Origin of the sequence: Winogradskyella aurantiaca, assembly GCF_003362725.1 — a bacterium.
Classification (GTDB): Bacteria; Bacteroidota; Bacteroidia; order Flavobacteriales; family Flavobacteriaceae; genus Winogradskyella_A; species Winogradskyella_A aurantiaca.
Map to the genome: position 1 here is coordinate 195,043 of NZ_QKTV01000004.1, position 16,527 is coordinate 211,569.

The 16,527-nt window shown below is 37.6% G+C and carries 12 protein-coding genes; 1 reads left to right on the forward strand and 11 read right to left on the reverse strand.

Going from position 1 to position 16,527, the window contains the following annotated elements; translation table 11 throughout:
• Nucleotides 1-115: 115 nt before the first annotated feature.
• From DN064_RS08690 to DN064_RS08705, 4 genes are read right to left on the reverse strand one after another with little or no spacing between them, the layout of a single operon-like run.
• Nucleotides 116-1,198, reverse strand: coding sequence for a bifunctional 3-deoxy-7-phosphoheptulonate synthase/chorismate mutase type II (locus tag DN064_RS08690; protein WP_115462249.1), 1,083 nt, complete (start codon nucleotides 1,196-1,198; stop codon nucleotides 116-118).
• 12 nt (nucleotides 1,199-1,210) lie between these two features.
• Nucleotides 1,211-2,068 carry a prephenate dehydrogenase gene (locus tag DN064_RS08695; protein WP_115462250.1) on the reverse strand — a complete coding sequence of 286 codons (858 nt, stop codon included), beginning with the start codon at nucleotides 2,066-2,068 and terminating at the stop codon, nucleotides 1,211-1,213.
• 8 nt (nucleotides 2,069-2,076) lie between these two features.
• Nucleotides 2,077-3,222, reverse strand: a complete 1,146-nt coding sequence (locus DN064_RS08700) for a pyridoxal phosphate-dependent aminotransferase (protein WP_115462251.1) — start codon at nucleotides 3,220-3,222, stop codon at nucleotides 2,077-2,079.
• A complete protein-coding gene (locus tag DN064_RS08705; RefSeq protein WP_115462252.1) occupies nucleotides 3,215-4,045 on the reverse strand; it encodes a prephenate dehydratase in 831 nt (276 codons plus the stop codon). Before DN064_RS08705 ends, DN064_RS08700 begins: the two co-directional genes overlap by 8 nt.
• A 232-nt stretch (nucleotides 4,046-4,277) precedes the next feature.
• Here DN064_RS08705 and gldA point away from each other — a divergent pair, with 232 nt between their 5' ends.
• Nucleotides 4,278-5,171 carry a gliding motility-associated ABC transporter ATP-binding subunit GldA gene (gldA, locus tag DN064_RS08710; RefSeq protein ID WP_115462253.1) on the forward strand — a complete coding sequence of 298 codons (894 nt, stop codon included), beginning with the start codon at nucleotides 4,278-4,280 and terminating at the stop codon, nucleotides 5,169-5,171.
• Between the two features lies 1 nt (nucleotide 5,172).
• Here the strand turns inward: gldA and DN064_RS08715 are convergent, their stop codons facing one another.
• From DN064_RS08715 to thrA, 7 genes are all read right to left on the reverse strand, one after another.
• Nucleotides 5,173-5,889: a head GIN domain-containing protein gene (locus DN064_RS08715; RefSeq protein ID WP_157962275.1), complete on the reverse strand. Its 717-nt coding sequence runs from the start codon at nucleotides 5,887-5,889 to the stop codon at nucleotides 5,173-5,175.
• 62 nt (nucleotides 5,890-5,951) lie between these two features.
• Entirely contained in the window at nucleotides 5,952-7,040 is a 1,089-nt protein-coding gene (locus tag DN064_RS08720) for an acyloxyacyl hydrolase (protein WP_115462255.1), read from the reverse strand.
• A 35-nt stretch (nucleotides 7,041-7,075) separates the two neighbouring features.
• Nucleotides 7,076-8,032, reverse strand: a complete 957-nt coding sequence (gene metF, locus DN064_RS08725) for a methylenetetrahydrofolate reductase [NAD(P)H] (protein ID WP_115462256.1) — start codon at nucleotides 8,030-8,032, stop codon at nucleotides 7,076-7,078.
• 182 nt (nucleotides 8,033-8,214) lie between these two features.
• Nucleotides 8,215-10,899 carry a methionine synthase gene (gene metH, locus DN064_RS08735; protein WP_115462258.1) on the reverse strand — a complete coding sequence of 895 codons (2,685 nt, stop codon included), beginning with the start codon at nucleotides 10,897-10,899 and terminating at the stop codon, nucleotides 8,215-8,217.
• Entirely contained in the window at nucleotides 10,896-11,900 is a 1,005-nt protein-coding gene (locus DN064_RS08740; protein WP_115462259.1) for a homocysteine S-methyltransferase family protein, read from the reverse strand. The genes metH and DN064_RS08740 overlap by 4 nt, the downstream gene beginning before the upstream one ends.
• Complete coding sequence (locus DN064_RS08745) at nucleotides 11,900-13,066, reverse strand: trans-sulfuration enzyme family protein (RefSeq protein WP_115462340.1); 1,167 nt, start codon at nucleotides 13,064-13,066, stop codon at nucleotides 11,900-11,902. Before DN064_RS08745 ends, DN064_RS08740 begins: the two co-directional genes overlap by 1 nt.
• A gap of 11 nt (nucleotides 13,067-13,077) precedes the next feature.
• A complete protein-coding gene (gene thrA / locus DN064_RS08750; protein ID WP_115462260.1) occupies nucleotides 13,078-16,476 on the reverse strand; it encodes a bifunctional aspartate kinase/homoserine dehydrogenase I in 3,399 nt (1,132 codons plus the stop codon).
• Nucleotides 16,477-16,527 lie beyond the last annotated feature (51 nt).

Sequence of the window (16,527 nt, forward strand, 5' to 3'; positions counted from 1 at the left end):
TTGATTAAGTTAGTTAGGATGAAAATACAAATTTATTGATAGTAGATAGACTACTAAATTAGATTTACATACATCCTTATTTGAACAAAAAAGGCTCACAACTGTGAGCCTCTAATTAGTTATTGATAATCTTTTCCTGATGATTAATTGATTCCTGGTGGATGGCTTTAAACACCCTCAGAATAAATTCCTCACTAAGGCTCTTTTCTTCCCCCTGCAGTATCATTTTTCCTAAAATCTCATTCCATCTCTTGGTTTGCAAAACCGCTACATTGTGTTCTTTCTTTAATTCACCAATTCCATCTGCAACAACCATGCGCTTACCAAGAATTTCAATTAGCTGATGATCAATCACGTCTATCTTAGTTCTAAGGGTGTTGATCTTGTTATTATAGATAGCATCGTCACCTATTTCTTTTCTGATTTTTAAATCAACCGTATATTGATCTAATGTAGACGGTGTGATCTGTTGGGCGGCATCGCTCCATGCATTATCAGGGTCGTGATGTGTCTCAATCATTAGACCATCATAGTTTAAATCAAGAGCTGTTTGGCTTAAATCAAAAATAATATCTCTACGTCCCGCAATATGAGAAGGGTCTAAGAATAAAGGTAAATCTGGGAATCTGTTTTGTAAATCTATAGGTATTTGCCATTCCGGATTGTTTCTATAACGGGTCTTTTCATAAGTTGAAAACCCTCTATGAATTACCCCCAAATTCTTTACATCAGCCTTATAAAAACGCTCGACAGCCCCTAACCATAGTGATAAATCAGGATTCACAGGGTTTTTAATCAGGACCGGTTTATCCACACCTCTCAAAGCTTCGGCAATTTCCTGGATAATAAATGGACTCACTGTGGTTCTCGCACCAATCCATAAGAAATCGATATCGTGCTTTAGGGCCAACTCAACATGGTTAGGGTTGGCCACTTCAGTAGTCAATAAAAGACCTGTTTCTTCTTTAGCTCTTTGCATCCATTTAAGACCCAAGGCTCCAACGCCTTCAAAATTCCCCGGCCTGGTGCGTGGTTTCCAAATACCCGCTCTAAATACTGTTGTGTCCGTGTTCTTAAGTTGATGTGCAATCTTAAGCACCTGTTCTTCAGTTTCGGCACTGCATGGCCCTGCAATAACCATGGGATGCTCCAAACCAAAAGCGTCCAACCAATTGCGTAATTCCTTTTTATTTTCCATTATTCAATTTTTTTAATTTATCTGTATTCCATTTAAAATCTTACCAATCCTATTGGTACCAGTCATTTCTTGGTAAACCTGTTCAAACTCATCATTTTCCATGAATTGTTTAAATCTGGTAAGGTTTGCAATGTATTCCTCCAATGTTTCTAAAATATTCTCTTTGTTCTGCTTGAAGATTGGGGTCCACATTTCTGGTGAGCTTTTTGCGAGACGTACCGTACTTTCAAAACCACTGCCAGCCATATCAAAAATATCGCGTTCGTTTTTCTCTTTCTCCATTAATGTTTTACCTAGCATAAAAGAACTTATATGTGACAAGTGCGATACATATGCTATATGTTTATCATGAGCCTTAGGATTCATATATCTAATACGCATCCCAATTCTTGAAAACAAGTCTAATGCTTTTTCTTGTAGCTTGAAAGCAGTCGCCTCCACCTCACAAATAATGTTGGTCTTACCCTGATACAAATCAGAATTAGCAGCCTCGGGTCCTGAAAATTCAGTACCAGCAATGGGATGTGCCGCTAAAAAATTTCGTCTACGCTGATGATTTTTAATAACCATACAAATAGATTCTTTAGTAGACCCAGCGTCAATCACTAATGTGTCATCTGAAATAGCATCGAGAATTTCTGGAAGTAGTTTGACTGTAGCATCAACAGGAATAGCAATAAATACAACCTCAGCATTGCTTAGATCATTTAAGCCTCCTTGATGATCAATAATTCCAATTTCTTCAGCTTTCTTTAAATGCTCCGGATTTGAGTCAATACCAATGATTCTTAGGTTGGCAAACGACGCTCTTGCTGCTTTAGCAAAGCTTCCTCCAATTAACCCAACTCCTATTATATATAGATTCTTCATGTATTCAATTAATTTATCCGTGCTAATGCTTCCTGAAAAACTGCCTCTTCAGCACAAAGTGAAAAACGGATGTAATCGTCCCCTTTGGAACCAAATACTTTCCCTGGAGCAGCAAAAATTGAATGCTCTTTTAATAATAGATCTGAAAACTCCTCGGACTTAATATGCGGGGGTAACTTGGCCCAAACGAATAATCCCGATGCATCTTCGTCATAGGTGCAGTTTAACTTAGTTACTAATTCCCAGGCTAATTGACGACGCTTTTCATAAACACTATTTAAACTTGCAAACCACATTTCTGTAGATCTCAATGCCTCAATAGCCCCCTTCTGAATTCCAAAAAACATACCCGAGTCCATATTACTTTTTACTTGTAATACAGCCTGAACATAATCGTAGTTACCACACAACATTCCCACTCTCCATCCGGCCATGTTAAAGGTTTTACTGAGCGAATTCAATTCCAAACAAACCTCTTTCGCATTATTGTACCGTAAAATACTTTTGGGAGCATCGTTTAGAATAAAACTATACGGATTATCATTAACTATAAGAATATTGTGACGTCTTCCAAAGGCTATAATATCGTCATAAAATTTATGCGGAGCATTTGCTCCTGTTGGCATATGCGGATAGTTAATCCACATGATCTTGACCTTCTCCAGATTAGATTTCTCCAGTTTGATCAAGTCTGGCAACCAATTATTTTCTTCGTTCAAATCATAATAAACAGTTTTAGCTTCTAACAATCCCGCAACCGAGCTATACGTTGGATATCCAGGATTTGGCGCTAAGATTTTATCACCTTTATTTAAAAAGGCCATTGAGATGTGCATAATCCCTTCTTTACTCCCCATTAGCGGCAGGACTTCTGTATGAGCACTGAGATAGACATTAAATTGTTGCTTGTAAAACTCTGCAATCGCCTCCCTCAATTCGGGTAACCCTTGATAACTTTGATATTTATGAGCGTCCTTCAAGTTTAGACTTTGTTCCAATGCCAGGTTTGCCTTGATTGGAGGCTCAAGATCTGGACTACCTATTCCCAGATTGATAATAGGCCGTCCTTGAGATTTCAATAGATTTACCTCCCTGAGCTTTTTTGAAAAGTAGTACTCTTCAACCTTATTTAATCTATTGGCTGGTTCAATCATTTTTAGCGTTTTTATATACTCCAAGAATTTTAAAATTCTCTGCCATAATCGTTATTATTTCTACTGCCTTTTGGTATTCTTCAAACTGGTCAAATGTAACATCCACAAAAAAGGCATACTTCCATGGAGTGTGAATTTTAGGCAAGGATTGTATTTTGGTTAAGTTCAAATTACAATCACTCATAACATTTAAAATCGAAGCCAAACTCCCTCTCTTATGATGTAATTCAAATTTGAATGAAGCCTTATTACACAGACCCATATCATTGCTATCTCTCTTCTTTTTAACGAGCACAAATCTGGTTTCATTATGCTTTATCGTCTGAATACTTTGCCCAAGTATATTTAATCCAAATTGGTGAGCTGCTTCAACACTTGCAATGGCCGCAACCCCCATAGTTTGCTCTTCGCTTATTCTTCGAGCCACCTCGGCGGTATCCTTAGCTTCCACCAACTTAATATGAGGGTGCCGCTTTAAATAGGATTTACATTGAAGTATGGCCATTGGATGCGATTGTACTTCCTTTATTTGAGAAATGTCCTGACCAGGCAACGCCATTAAATTATGCTGTACATCTATATAACACTCACTTGTTATTTGAAGGTCATTAGTATCAATTAGCGCATAATTCGGTAAAATTGATCCAGCAATCGAATTTTCTAAAGCCACAATGGCTGCTTCAACCTCACCTTTTAGTAATGTCTCTATTGTATCATCAAAACTCAAACAGGGAACAAAACTAACTGTATCTGAAATTAGCTTCATCGCCGCAATGTGATGAAAAGACCCTGTAACTCCTTGGATTGAAACCATCTTTTTAATTCATAAAAAAAGTCTCGATAAAAATCGAGACTTTAATTCTATACTATATATACATACTAAGCCTCGATCCCCTTGGAATAAAAGAAATAAAACCAGCTAAAATATGCGTTAAACATTGTCAATTGTATTAAACAGTGGCTAATGTAATTAATATATTTAAAAAACAAAATCCTGCTTTCATTTTTTTAAATCATCCATACTGAATTGATTATTTTTACCAAAATCTTGACCTATGTCCATAACCGTAACCAATATTAGCAAAACTTACAATGATCAAAAAGCCCTTGATAATGTGAGTTTTAAGGTGAAATCGCCAGAAGTTGTTGGCTTCTTAGGACCAAATGGAGCTGGGAAATCTACGATGATGAAAATATTAACCACCTATATTTCTCCTTCGGAGGGATCGGCCATGGTTAATGAATTTGATGTTAACACCAACCAAAAAGATGTGCAGAGAAGTGTAGGTTATTTACCAGAGCACAATCCACTTTATCTCGATCTCTTCGTGAGGGAGTATTTACAATTTAATGCCAATGTTTACAAGGTTAAATCCAATCGCGTTGAGGAAGTCATTGAATTAACGGGACTTGGCCCTGAATCTCATAAAAAAATTGGACAATTGTCCAAGGGTTACCGTCAAAGAGTTGGTTTAGCTAATGCTCTTTTGCATGACCCCGAGGTTTTAATATTAGATGAACCCACTACTGGCTTAGATCCCAATCAGCTAATGGAAATCCGATCATTAATTACCACCATTGGACAAACCAAAACAGTGTTTTTATCTACCCATATCATGCAGGAAGTTGAGGCCATGTGTGACCGGGTGATCATTATTAATAAAGGAAAAATCGTTGCGGACAAAAACCTGAATGAGCTTAGAAGTGGTGACTCTCAAGTGGTCATTGTTGAATTTGATTATAGAGTTGAAGACACATTCCTTCTCAAATTACCGAAAGCAAGCAAAGTGACCAACACTCATGGTTTCATATATGAAATAACGTTTGACACCAATACCGATATGCGGTCTCATGTCTTTGACTTTGCCCACGACAACGATCTTAAAATTCTGCAATTAAATCAAAAAAATGCGAGTCTTGAAAGCTTGTTTAGAGAACTAACGTCTTAGATTAATCCTGAATTATTAGGCTCCCCACATAGGACTCCTGGACATCAATAATGTCAGGTGTATTAAGTATAATGGCATTGCCTGTACCAAGAATCTCACCACGAATGGATTGCTGAGGATTTAAAATCATATCATTCGAACCTCTATGGTAAATCTCAATATGTTCTGATATTAATTCTGCTCCTTCAAATCTGCCAACGCCACCAAAAAAGTTTACATTCAATTGCTCCAAATTCCCCGACAAATAATATGAAGATATATTATTAGACACAATTGCGAGACGCTCGGCATTGACGTCCAGTCTAAAATCACCAACAGAAAAAAGGTCTGGGTTATTAAAATTTTCAGAAATCAAGGAAAGTTCAGCAAAGTTCAGAATTCCTATTGATGAGATATCATACTGTGTCGATGATCTGATTCTTTTTAATTCTGGTACTGTAATATACACCCTTGAGTTACCATAGTCTCTGACCAGATTGCAAGTATTATTATCTGTCACCACCAATTCCTGGTCCACTACAGAAACTATGATATCGTCAATAAGATTTTCTCCCGAGACAACTTCAACCTGATAATTAGTTCCCATTCTAACAAACGCTTCTACATTACGGTTGATCAGAATATTGTTAAAGGCTTCAAATTCATAGGTCTTAGTCACCTCATCCCCAGACGCTTTAAAACAAGTATTGGCATCTGGATCATCGCATGATAAAGCCATGCAAATTAGCAGCAAAACAACTAGCGCTCTTTGTAGATTCATTGTCCTATATATGTCTAATTTCATAGTCGAATTCCAATTCCTAATTCAACGGCCTCTGCCTTGGCACCATGGGACTTTAATGTCAAAGCCGCAAATAAATTTTTGTACACATAGCATTTCAATCCAACCCTAAAATATACTCTTCCCTCAAAATCGTAGGGATAATAAACATAGTAGCCCAATTGTGTTAGGAGAGATAATTTACTAATAAACAATTCGTGGCCCACAAAGACCCCCACTCGTTTATAATCTTCATCACCTCTTACATCACTCTCCGGAACAGAAATAGATTCATAACGGATAAGTTCTTTCAAAAATTCTGAAAAAAAGATTTCAGTTCCAAACTGGACAGCGCTCACATGAGCTAAACGTTTATCAGCATATGCCGAAAAAATATAAAAAGGAAATTGACCACTTCCAACGATATCACTTTCATTAATTCCTGTTCTAAAGACCAGATTAAACTTTAAAGGCTCTATGTATCGTTCTTTTGACAAAGAATACTGAAACTCCGGATCCTCCGATTTAAAGCTATAATTAAGCCCCACATTAAAGGCGACTGTATTAACACTCGTGTTTGGGGCTTTAACATTGGCATTGGAATAGTGTATTAAGGATAATCCTGCCTGTACGCCAAAATTTCCCATAAGTCGTTCTCGTTTGTAATTAAGCATTACCATTGTAGAACTTAAAATATCGGATCCAAAGGCAACATTTCTTTGGTTGGCTATTTTATCATATGGATTATTTGCGTAAGCCAACCCTTGCGCCACACGAAACATAAGGTGCCGCTTAAAAAAGTAAAAATTATAATGGGCATAGAGGCCATAGTTCTGACCGAGATACTGGTTTTGAAAATCCTGATATGTAAAACTAATTCCCCAGTCTGGATAGTTATAGCGCTGTTGCCATTCCTTTTCACCAAAAGTTTTTCTGTTCCAACTTGCGATCAATCCATTTGGATGACCAGAGATTAGGTGGAGTATATCATTATTGTGAAGGGCAATATTCCCAGAATAAAAATTGGCCTCTAAAAAATCATGATGCTTATTTTGTGAGATGGCATTTAAACCAAGGAGGAAAACAAATACACATAATAGGTAGCGCATGTAGGACAAATAAAGCACCCAAATGTAATGTAAACTTAGAAAACCTCTTGAGCTATGGCCTTTATATTGTCACTCTTACCCATTGAATAATAATGAAGCACGGGGATACCTGCCTCTTTAAGAGCTTTAGATTGACTTATGCACCAATCAATCCCAACTTGTTTCACTTGTTTATTGTCCTTGCATTTTACAACCTCTATAACTAATTCTTCTGGTAAGTCCACATTGAACCGATGTGGAATGAGATTGAGTTGTTTTTTCGTGCTAATTGGCTTTAAACCTGGAATTATAGGAGCTGTAATTCCCGCATCTCTGCACTTTTTAACGAACTTGAAAAAACAATCGTTATCAAAGAACATTTGTGTAACGATATAATGAGCGCCTTTTTCTATTTTTTTCTTTAAAAAGTGAATGTCACTTTCCAAGCTTGGAGCTTCTAGGTGTTTTTCTGGATAGCCAGCAACTCCGATGCAAAAATCTGTAGTAGCTGTATTTTGCAATTCTTCATCCAAATAAGCCCCTTTATTAAGATCATCTATTTGAGACACCAATCCGGTAGCGTAGGAATGCCCTTCCTTTTCAGGTCTAAAATAGGTTTCGGTTTTAACAGCATCCCCACGCAGGGCCAAAACATTATGGATTCCTAGGAAATCAAGATCAATTAGAAAGTTCTCAGTATCTTCTTTTGTAAATCCACCACATAAAATGTGGGGAATTGCGTCCACCTGATACTTGTTCTGGATAGCGGCACAAATACCAACAGTTCCTGGCCTTTTCTTGACAATCTGTTTTTTTAGTAACCCGTTTTCCAATTCCTTATAAACGTATTCCTCTCTGTGATAAGTCACATCAATAAATGGAGGTTTAAACTCCATCAAAGGATCAATATTATCAAAAAGCGATTGTACATTCTGTCCTTTTAAGGGCGGTAATATTTCAAATGTGAATTGAGTTTCACCGTTTGCTTTCTTAATATGGTCGGTAACTTTCATAGTTAAATTTGGTTGGTATGGTTAAAGCTTGTATTGCAGGTATACTAGAAGTAAAGCAACCGAAACTAATACAAAGAGCTGAACAACAAAACGCAATTCTGATCGGTATTTTCTCATCATTTTTTTCTGCAATGTTATCACAAACTTGTTGGTTTGTTATTTGTTTTAAGTGTATTAAAAAGTTAAGAATTGGCTAAGTTAGGATTAAGCCACTTCGTAGCCTCTTCAATTGAAATGTTTCGACGTTTGGCATAATCTGCTAATTGGTCTTGTTTTATTTTTCCCAATCCAAAATATCTAGATTCGGGATTTCCAAAATAATAACCACTGACACTTGCGGCTGGCCACATTGCTAAATTTTCGGTCAATCGCACCCCGATAGATTCTTCAACCTTTAACAACTTCCATATGGTCTTCTTTTCCAAATGATCTGGGCAAGCCGGGTATCCAGGGGCTGGCCGTATACCTTTATACTCTTCTTTTATTAAGGATTCATTGCTTAGGTTCTCATGGGAGGCATATCCCCAATAGTCTTTTCTAACCTTTTCGTGTAAAAACTCAGCAAAGGCTTCGGCTAATCGATCAGCCAGGGCTTTAATCATTATTGAATTGTAATCATCATGATCTTTTTCAAAACCTGCAGCTAATTCGTCAGTTCCAAATCCTGTAGTCACACAAAAACAACCAATATAGTCCTTTGTCCCAGTTGTTTTTGGAGCTACAAAATCTGCTAAAGCAAAGTTGGGCACACCTTCTCTTTTTTTAAGTTGCTGTCTCAAGGTTAAAAACGTGGCGATAGTTTCATTTCCTAAAGAATCAGGGGAGTAAATCTCAATATCATCATTTATTGAATTAGCAGGAAACAAACCAAAAACCACCTTGGCCTCAAGTAATTTTTCTTCCAAAACTCTATTTAAAAGTATTTGGGCATCCTCGAACAACTCAGTTGCTTGAGATCCTACCACGTCATCATTAAGTATCTCAGGATATTTTCCATGTAAATCCCAACTTCTAAAGAATGGTGACCAGTCTATGTAAGGCACTAAAGTCTTTAAATCAAGAGACTCAATAACCTTAACTCCAAGTTTGTTGGGCTCAACCGGTTTAAAACTTTGCCAATCTATTTGAAACCTATTTTGTTGTGCCTGTTCGAGACTTAGGTAGTCTTTTATTTTACCTCGCTGAAGAAACTGTTCACGAAACTTATCATAGTCTGACCTAATGTTTTCCTTGTAAAGCTTGTTATTTTCTTGTAATAGATTACCCACCACTGTTACAGCTCGAGACGCATCGTTCACATGAACTACGGTATTAGAATAATGAGGTGCAATTTTTACCGCTGAATGCGCCTTAGAGGTAGTAGCCCCACCAATTAGCAATGGCACATCCATTGCCTCTTTTTCCATAGCCTGAGACACGTATACCATTTCATCTAAAGATGGTGTTATTAAGCCACTAAGACCAATCACATCAACCTGCTCTTTTTTAGCGATCTCAATGATTTTATCTGCTGGCACCATAACCCCAAGGTCAATAATCTCGTAGTTGTTACACCCTAAGACCACGCTTACAATATTTTTGCCTATGTCATGAACATCACCTTTAACAGTGGCCATTAATATTTTACCTGCATACTCTTGACCTCCTGTTTTTTCAGCCTCTATAAAAGGCTGTAGATAAGCTACTGCCTTCTTCATAACGCGTGCTGATTTTACCACTTGCGGCAAGAACATTTTTCCGCTGCCAAATAAATCTCCAACCACATTCATTCCAGTCATTAAATGTCCTTCAATCACCTCAATTGGTCTATTGACAGATTGTCTTGCCTCCTCTACATCATCCGTTATAAAGGCATCAATACCTTTTACTAGACTATGGGTTATCCGATCCTGTAAAGAATTGGAACGCCATTCCAGGACTGAGTCTTCAGATTTCTTTTTATCACCTTTTACAGTTTCTGCAAATGTGATCAAACGTTCAGTGGCATCGTCATTTCTATCAAAGAAAACATCCTCAACCAAATCCAAAAGCTCCCTGTCAATATCGTCGTAAACCTCAAGCATAGCTGGATTAACGATTCCCATACTCATACCGTATTGTATAGCATGGTATAAGAATGAGGAGTGCATAGCTTCACGAACCGTATTGTTTCCACGGAAAGAAAATGAAACGTTACTAACACCACCTGAAACATTGGCATAGGGCAAATTATCACGTATCCATTTCGTAGCTTCAAAAAAGTCTAGAGCATTTCTGCGATGTTCATTCATCCCTGTAGCAACGGGAAAAATATTGGGATCGAAAATTATATCCTGAGGTGGAAATTTTATCTTTTCAACGAGAACCTTATAGGAGCGCCGACATATTTCAATTCGCCTATCCAAGGTATCGGCCTGACCTTTTTCATCAAAGGCCATTACAATTACAGCCGCACCATAGCGTCGAACCAACTTAGCTTGACGTATAAACTCTTCTTCGCCTTCTTTAAGGCTGATGGAATTGACCACGCACTTACCTTGAGCAACTTGTAAACCAGCCTCGATAATCTCCCACTTAGAACTATCAATCATAATGGGAATCTTAGCAATATCAGGTTCCGATGCTATTAGATTAAGGAAGGTCGTCATAGCCTTTACACCATCCAGCATTCCCTCATCCATATTAACATCAAGGATTTGTGCACCCCCATCAACTTGATGGCGCGCTACCTCAATGGCCTCAGCGAATTTTTCTTCCTTAATTAGACGTAAAAATTTTCTTGAACCTGTAACATTAGTACGCTCTCCAACGTTTATGAAATTACTTTCTGGAGTAACTACTAAGGGTTCTAAACCTGATAAGGTTAGGTACTGTTCTTGTTTGGTCATACTGCAGGTTGAGCGATAGGTCTTGGTTGATATTTATTGGCTAAATCAGCAATAGCCTTAATATGATCTGGTGTCGTTCCACAACATCCGCCTATAATATTAACCAGACCATCCTTTAAATAAGAGTCTATTAAATCTCGCATTTGTTCTGGCGTCTGATCATACTCCCCAAAGGCATTTGGTAAGCCTGCATTTGGGTGAGCTGATGTATAAAAATTAGTTTCTTTAGAAAGCCTTCTTAAATAAGGTTCCAGTTGTTCAGCTCCAAGAGCACAATTAAAACCAACACTAAGAAGAGGAATATGAGAAATAGAGATTAAAAAACCCTCTACAGTTTGCCCAGATAAGGTTCTACCTGATGCATCAGTAATGGTTCCAGACACCATAACTGGCGGATTAATTTGGCGTTCTTCTTTAACTTCTTCAATGGCAAAAAGCGCTGCCTTTGCATTTAAGGTATCAAAAATGGTTTCCACTAAGAGAATATCCGACCCACCGTCCAGTAATGCTTCCACCTGAGTTTTGTATGCCTCTCTCAACTCATCGAAAGTTATGGCCCTGTATTCTGGGCGGTTGACATCAGGAGATAAACTCGCTGTTTTGTTAGTTGGCCCTATACTACCAGCAACGAATCTTGGTTTGTCAGGGTTTGATGAGGAAAATTCATCTGCAACCCTTTTTGCTATTCTGGCAGATTCGTAGTTAAGTTCATATACCAAATCTTGCATCTGATAGTCTGCCATGGCAATTGTGGTTCCAGAAAATGTATTGGTTTCAACAATATCGGCACCAGCTTCAAAGTATTTGCGATGCACCTCAGCAATGGCCTCGGGTTGTGTCAAGGATAATAAATCATTGTTTCCTTTAAGAGGCTGATCGTAGTTTTTAAATCGATCTCCTCTAAAGTCCTCCTCGTTAAAATTATAGCGTTGAAGCATAGTTCCCATGGCCCCATCCAGCACTAATATACGCTCCTGTAACTCCTTGTAAATATCTTTCATTAGCCTAAAGCTTGTCTTAAATCATTAATAATATCCTCTTTATGTTCCAACCCCACTGAAACTCTAATTAACCCATCTGTTATACCTGTTTTTAAGCGATCATCTTGGGATAATTTTGCATGAGTTGTGGAAGATGGATGTGTTACGATGGTTCTGGTATCACCCAAATTAGCAGAAAGAGTGCATAGTTTTATGGCATCTAAAAACTTTCTTCCCGCTTCAATCCCCCCTTTTATTTCAAATGCCACAATATTTCCCCCCAATCTCATTTGTTTTATTGCCAATTTTTGCTGCGGGTGAGATTTTAGGAAGGGATACTTCACAAAAGCAACATTTTTATGTGTCTCCAGAAATTTCGCTACTTCCATCGCATTCTCACAGTGTTTATCTACTCTTACTGGTAATGTCTCTAAACTTTTAGATAAGACCCAGGCATTAAATGGTGATAATGCGGGTCCTGAATTCCTAGCAAAGAAAGTGATTTTCTCAACTAAATCTGAGCGTCCCACTGTAACCCCGCCTAACACTCTACCTTGACCGTCCATTAGTTTAGTGGCCGAGTGAATCACTAAATCTGCACCAAATTTTATGGGTTGTTGCAAATAGGGGGTTGCGAAACAATTATCAATTATTAATAAGATGTCGTGTTTTCTGGCAATATCTCCAAGAAACTCAATATCCAAAATGTCAACCGCTGGATTTGTTGGAGACTCGGCATAAATAACCTTTGTGTTTGCATTGATTAAACTCTCTACTTTCTCCAGCTCATGAATATTAAAATAATCAGTTGAAATATTCCATTTGGGCAGTACCGAGTTAAAGAGAACTTGAGTTGAACCAAATATATTTTGTAGTGAAACGATGTGGTCTCCAGAGTCAAGTAAGGCAGCGAAAGTAGAAAAAACAGCGGACATTCCTGAAGCAAAAGCATAACCACTTTCAGCACCTTCCATTTTACAAACTTTTTCTATGAATTCAGTTGTATTTGGATTGGAGTAGCGACTGTAAACATTGCGTTTCTTCTCATCTGCAAAAGATGCTCGCATATCTTCAGCATCTTCAAATACATAACTCGAGGTGAGATACAGTGGATTAGAATGTTCTAAAAATTGTGACCGTTCTATTTGTGTGCGAATCGCTTCAGTTTCAAACTGGTTTTCATTCATAGGCATTGTAACTAATTATTTTTTTCGGCTAAGCGCAGGATATCCCCAAAAACACCTCTTGCGGTGACGGAGGCTCCTGCTCCTGCTCCTTGAATCACTACCGGATGTTCTCCATAACTCTCCGTATAAATTTCAAATAAGGAATCTGCTCCCTTTAAAGATCCAAGGGGAGATTGTTTAGGCACAGAGACCAACTTTACATCTAAGGTTGCCCCATTCTCATCAGCCAAATCACCATACAAATCTCCTACATATCTCAAGACATGTCCATCCTCCTGTTTTGCTTTTTTCTGTTTGAAAATCGGGTTCATTTCATCAATTCTTGTTAAAAATTCGGAAGTACTGATATCCCTTAAATTATCAGGAATTAAATTTTCAATACGTATATCACTTAACTCATTGTGTAGGTCTAACTCGCGAGCAAGGATCAACAACTTTCTCGCCACATCATTGCCATTTAAATCTTCTCTTGGATCTGGCTCTGTATAACCCTTATCCAAAGCATCCTGGAGGACCCTTGAAAATGCAATATCATCTTCCGAAAATGTATTAAATAAATAACTTAAAGATCCTGAAAAGACCCCTCTAATTCGCACTATATTTTCTCCAGAAAGATGGAATAATTTAATAGTATCAATTAATGGTAGACCAGCTCCTACATTAGTCTCATACAAATAGGTTTTTTGATGTTTAGCTAATACTTGTCTGAGAGAATCATAAAACTCTAAGTCGATGGTATTTCCAATTTTATTTGATGATACCAGGTCAAATCCTTCTTCAATCAACCTTACATAGTTGGACACAAATTCTAGACTCGCCGTGTTATCAATGGCAATCAGATTTTCTAAGTGGTTAGCTTCTGCAAACTCTAAAACATCATCAATTGTATAATCAACTCCTTCTGCCTTTATCTCCTCGCGCCAGTCTGCACTAACACCATCTCTTTTTAATAATACTCTGGTCGAATTGGCAATTGCGAAAATATTGAGTTTAATACCTTTTCTTTTTTTAATTTCACTGGTTGAAGAAACAATCTGGTCTACCAAGGCAGAACCTACAGTACCATGACCAAAAATTGCTAGATTTATTTTCTTCGAAATTCCAAAAATCTCACCATGAATAACGTTAAGCGCTTTGTTTAACTGTGGTTTTCTAACCACGACACTAACATTGTTACCTGAAACTGTATTATTAAATAATAGTGGCGTTATTTGATTTTTTATAAGTCTGTTAAAGGGCTTATGAAAGGTAGCAAGCCTTTGCCCCACAATAGAAATAACGGCCACATCATCCATAACACTAATTTTATTAATATCCTGGACATAAAAATCATTCTCAAATTCGCGCTCTAAAGCGAGGACAGCACTAGACGCATCCTGCTTTGGAATCACCAATCCAATGCCTCTTTCTGAAGATCCCTGAGAAATGATACTTACGCTGATATTCTGTAAACTCATCGCTCTAAAAATCCTGGCATCTACACCTACTTTACCGAGTAAGCCGCGACCTTCGATATTTATAAGTGCAACGTCATCCAACACAGAAAGCGAGCAAATTCCATTAGAATTACCTTGCGCAGTGATTAAAGTACCACCGTCTTCTGGATTAAAAGTGTTTAATATTCGTAAAGGAATATTTTTTTCAATCAAAGGAATTATTGTTTTTGCATGCAGAATATTAGTTCCAAAATTGGCCAACTCGTTGGCCTCATTAAAAGACAACTTTTCTATCTTTTTAGCTTCCTGCACTAAGCCAGGATCAGCTGTATAAATTCCATTGACATGTGTGTAGTTTTGCAATTCTTCGGCATCCAAGTAATTGGCCAATAATGATGCTGTATAATTGCTTCCATTTCTTCCTAGAGTAGTTGTTTTGTTGTCCTTGTTGGAGGCTATAAAGCCAGTCACCACATTTACTTGAGTTCCGTTCTGATTCTTAAAATAATTAAGTACATTCTTTTTAGACAGCGCATCGATTGGCTTAGCATTTCCATATGAATCATCAGTCTTAATTAAGGTCCTAGCATCGGTAGCTTTAGCTTTTATTCCATTATCTCTTAATAAGGCAGCAATTTGTTTTACAGAGATAAGTTCGCCCTGTGCCAATATTTCATCTTTGACCTTAACACTCGAATCCCCTAATAACTGAACACCTCTCAGCAGACTATCCAATCTAGTATACTCCTTGGATAAATCAATATCTACCACCTCATCCTGATAGACTTTAAAGTCCTCTAAATCCCTCTGATGAAACTCCCCCTTCACAGCTTTGTTAAGCATGGTTTCCAGCTCGTCTGTAGCCTTTCCTCTCGCCGAAACTACAACTGCAATCTTCTCCTGATTCTTTATCTTATCAGTTATAATAGAAATAACCCGTTCAAGGCCTTGTCCATTAGCTAGGGATCTACCCCCAAATTTTAATATTTTCATTTTTTTGTTTGCTCTTTCCGGCATAAAAATTTCCTCAACGATTTGTTTTAATTGGTCGAATTCCATCAAAAAAGCATCATGTCCAAAAATTGAGTTAATCTCATTGTAAGTGACATTTGATTTTGATTGTGCAAGCTGTTTTTGAGTTTCAATATTCTCATCCGCAGTAAAAAACAAATCTGAATCCACAGCAATGATGGTAATCTTTGATTTTACAGTACTCAGAACCTTTTCTGAACTTCCTCTACCTTTGGTAACATCAATCGTTCGTAGCAATTGATTCATAAGCTTATATGCTGGCAATTGGAAGCGTTCTTGCAATTTCTTGCCATGGTGCAGCAGCCAACTCTCAACATTGAATATTTGTAACTCCTCATTGACAGATCGTTGAAACCGCTCCTTAAAAGATTCTGGTGTACGATAGGACAACATTGCATGCATCCTTGCATCATGAACAGGATTTTTTGAATTCACTAAAAATTGCTCCTGGATCTGACAATTAGCAATAAGCCAATCTGTAGATTTCCAATCTGTAGCAATAGGTATCAAATGCTCTGTTAAGGCTGGCTCCAGTACCGCCATTTCCCAGGCTATACCTCCACCCAATGAACCACCTATGATAGCAAAAAGCTCTTTAATTTCAAGCTCTTCTAGGCCGCTTATGAATATCCGGGCGATATCACGAGCAACAAAAGCTTTGTAGTTGTCTATAATACAACCATCATATCCATTCCCAGGAATATTAAATGAAAGTACGGTATAGCGATTTGTATCAATAACCTTGTCTTCACCTATTAATTCAGACCACCAACCATTCTCACCGGTAACATTAGAATTACCTGTTAGAGCATGGTTTACCAATACAAGAGGAGCTTCATGTAAGGGCCTACCAAATAACTGATAGGACAGGTTAATCCTATTTATCAACACTCCACTTAGCGTGGTATAATCTGTAATTCGAATATGTTGTAAGGCTCCCATTTTATTAATTAAACTATTGGTACTAATCGCTATACAAATACTTGTCTTCTA

What these genes read in the sequence shown, in the direction of transcription:
- metF (WP_115462256.1), bottom strand. Translation starts at nt 8,032, where the DNA reads ATGAAAGTTACCGACCATATTAAGAAAGCAAACGGTGAAACTCAATTC.
- DN064_RS08695 (WP_115462250.1), bottom strand. Translation starts at nt 2,068, where the DNA reads ATGAAGAATCTATATATAATAGGAGTTGGGTTAATTGGAGGAAGCTTT.
- metH (WP_115462258.1), bottom strand. Translation starts at nt 10,899, where the DNA reads ATGACCAAACAAGAACAGTACCTAACCTTATCAGGTTTAGAACCCTTA.
- DN064_RS08745 (WP_115462340.1), bottom strand. Translation starts at nt 13,066, where the DNA reads ATGAATGAAAACCAGTTTGAAACTGAAGCGATTCGCACACAAATAGAA.
- gldA (WP_115462253.1), top strand. Translation starts at nt 4,278, where the DNA reads ATGTCCATAACCGTAACCAATATTAGCAAAACTTACAATGATCAAAAA.
- DN064_RS08740 (WP_115462259.1), bottom strand. Translation starts at nt 11,900, where the DNA reads ATGAAAGATATTTACAAGGAGTTACAGGAGCGTATATTAGTGCTGGAT.
- DN064_RS08715 (WP_157962275.1), bottom strand. Translation starts at nt 5,889, where the DNA reads ATGGCTTTATCATGCGATGATCCAGATGCCAATACTTGTTTTAAAGCG.
- DN064_RS08690 (WP_115462249.1), bottom strand. Translation starts at nt 1,198, where the DNA reads ATGGAAAATAAAAAGGAATTACGCAATTGGTTGGACGCTTTTGGTTTG.
- DN064_RS08720 (WP_115462255.1), bottom strand. Translation starts at nt 7,040, where the DNA reads ATGCGCTACCTATTATGTGTATTTGTTTTCCTCCTTGGTTTAAATGCC.
- DN064_RS08700 (WP_115462251.1), bottom strand. Translation starts at nt 3,222, where the DNA reads ATGATTGAACCAGCCAATAGATTAAATAAGGTTGAAGAGTACTACTTT.
- thrA (WP_115462260.1), bottom strand. Translation starts at nt 16,476, where the DNA reads ATGGGAGCCTTACAACATATTCGAATTACAGATTATACCACGCTAAGT.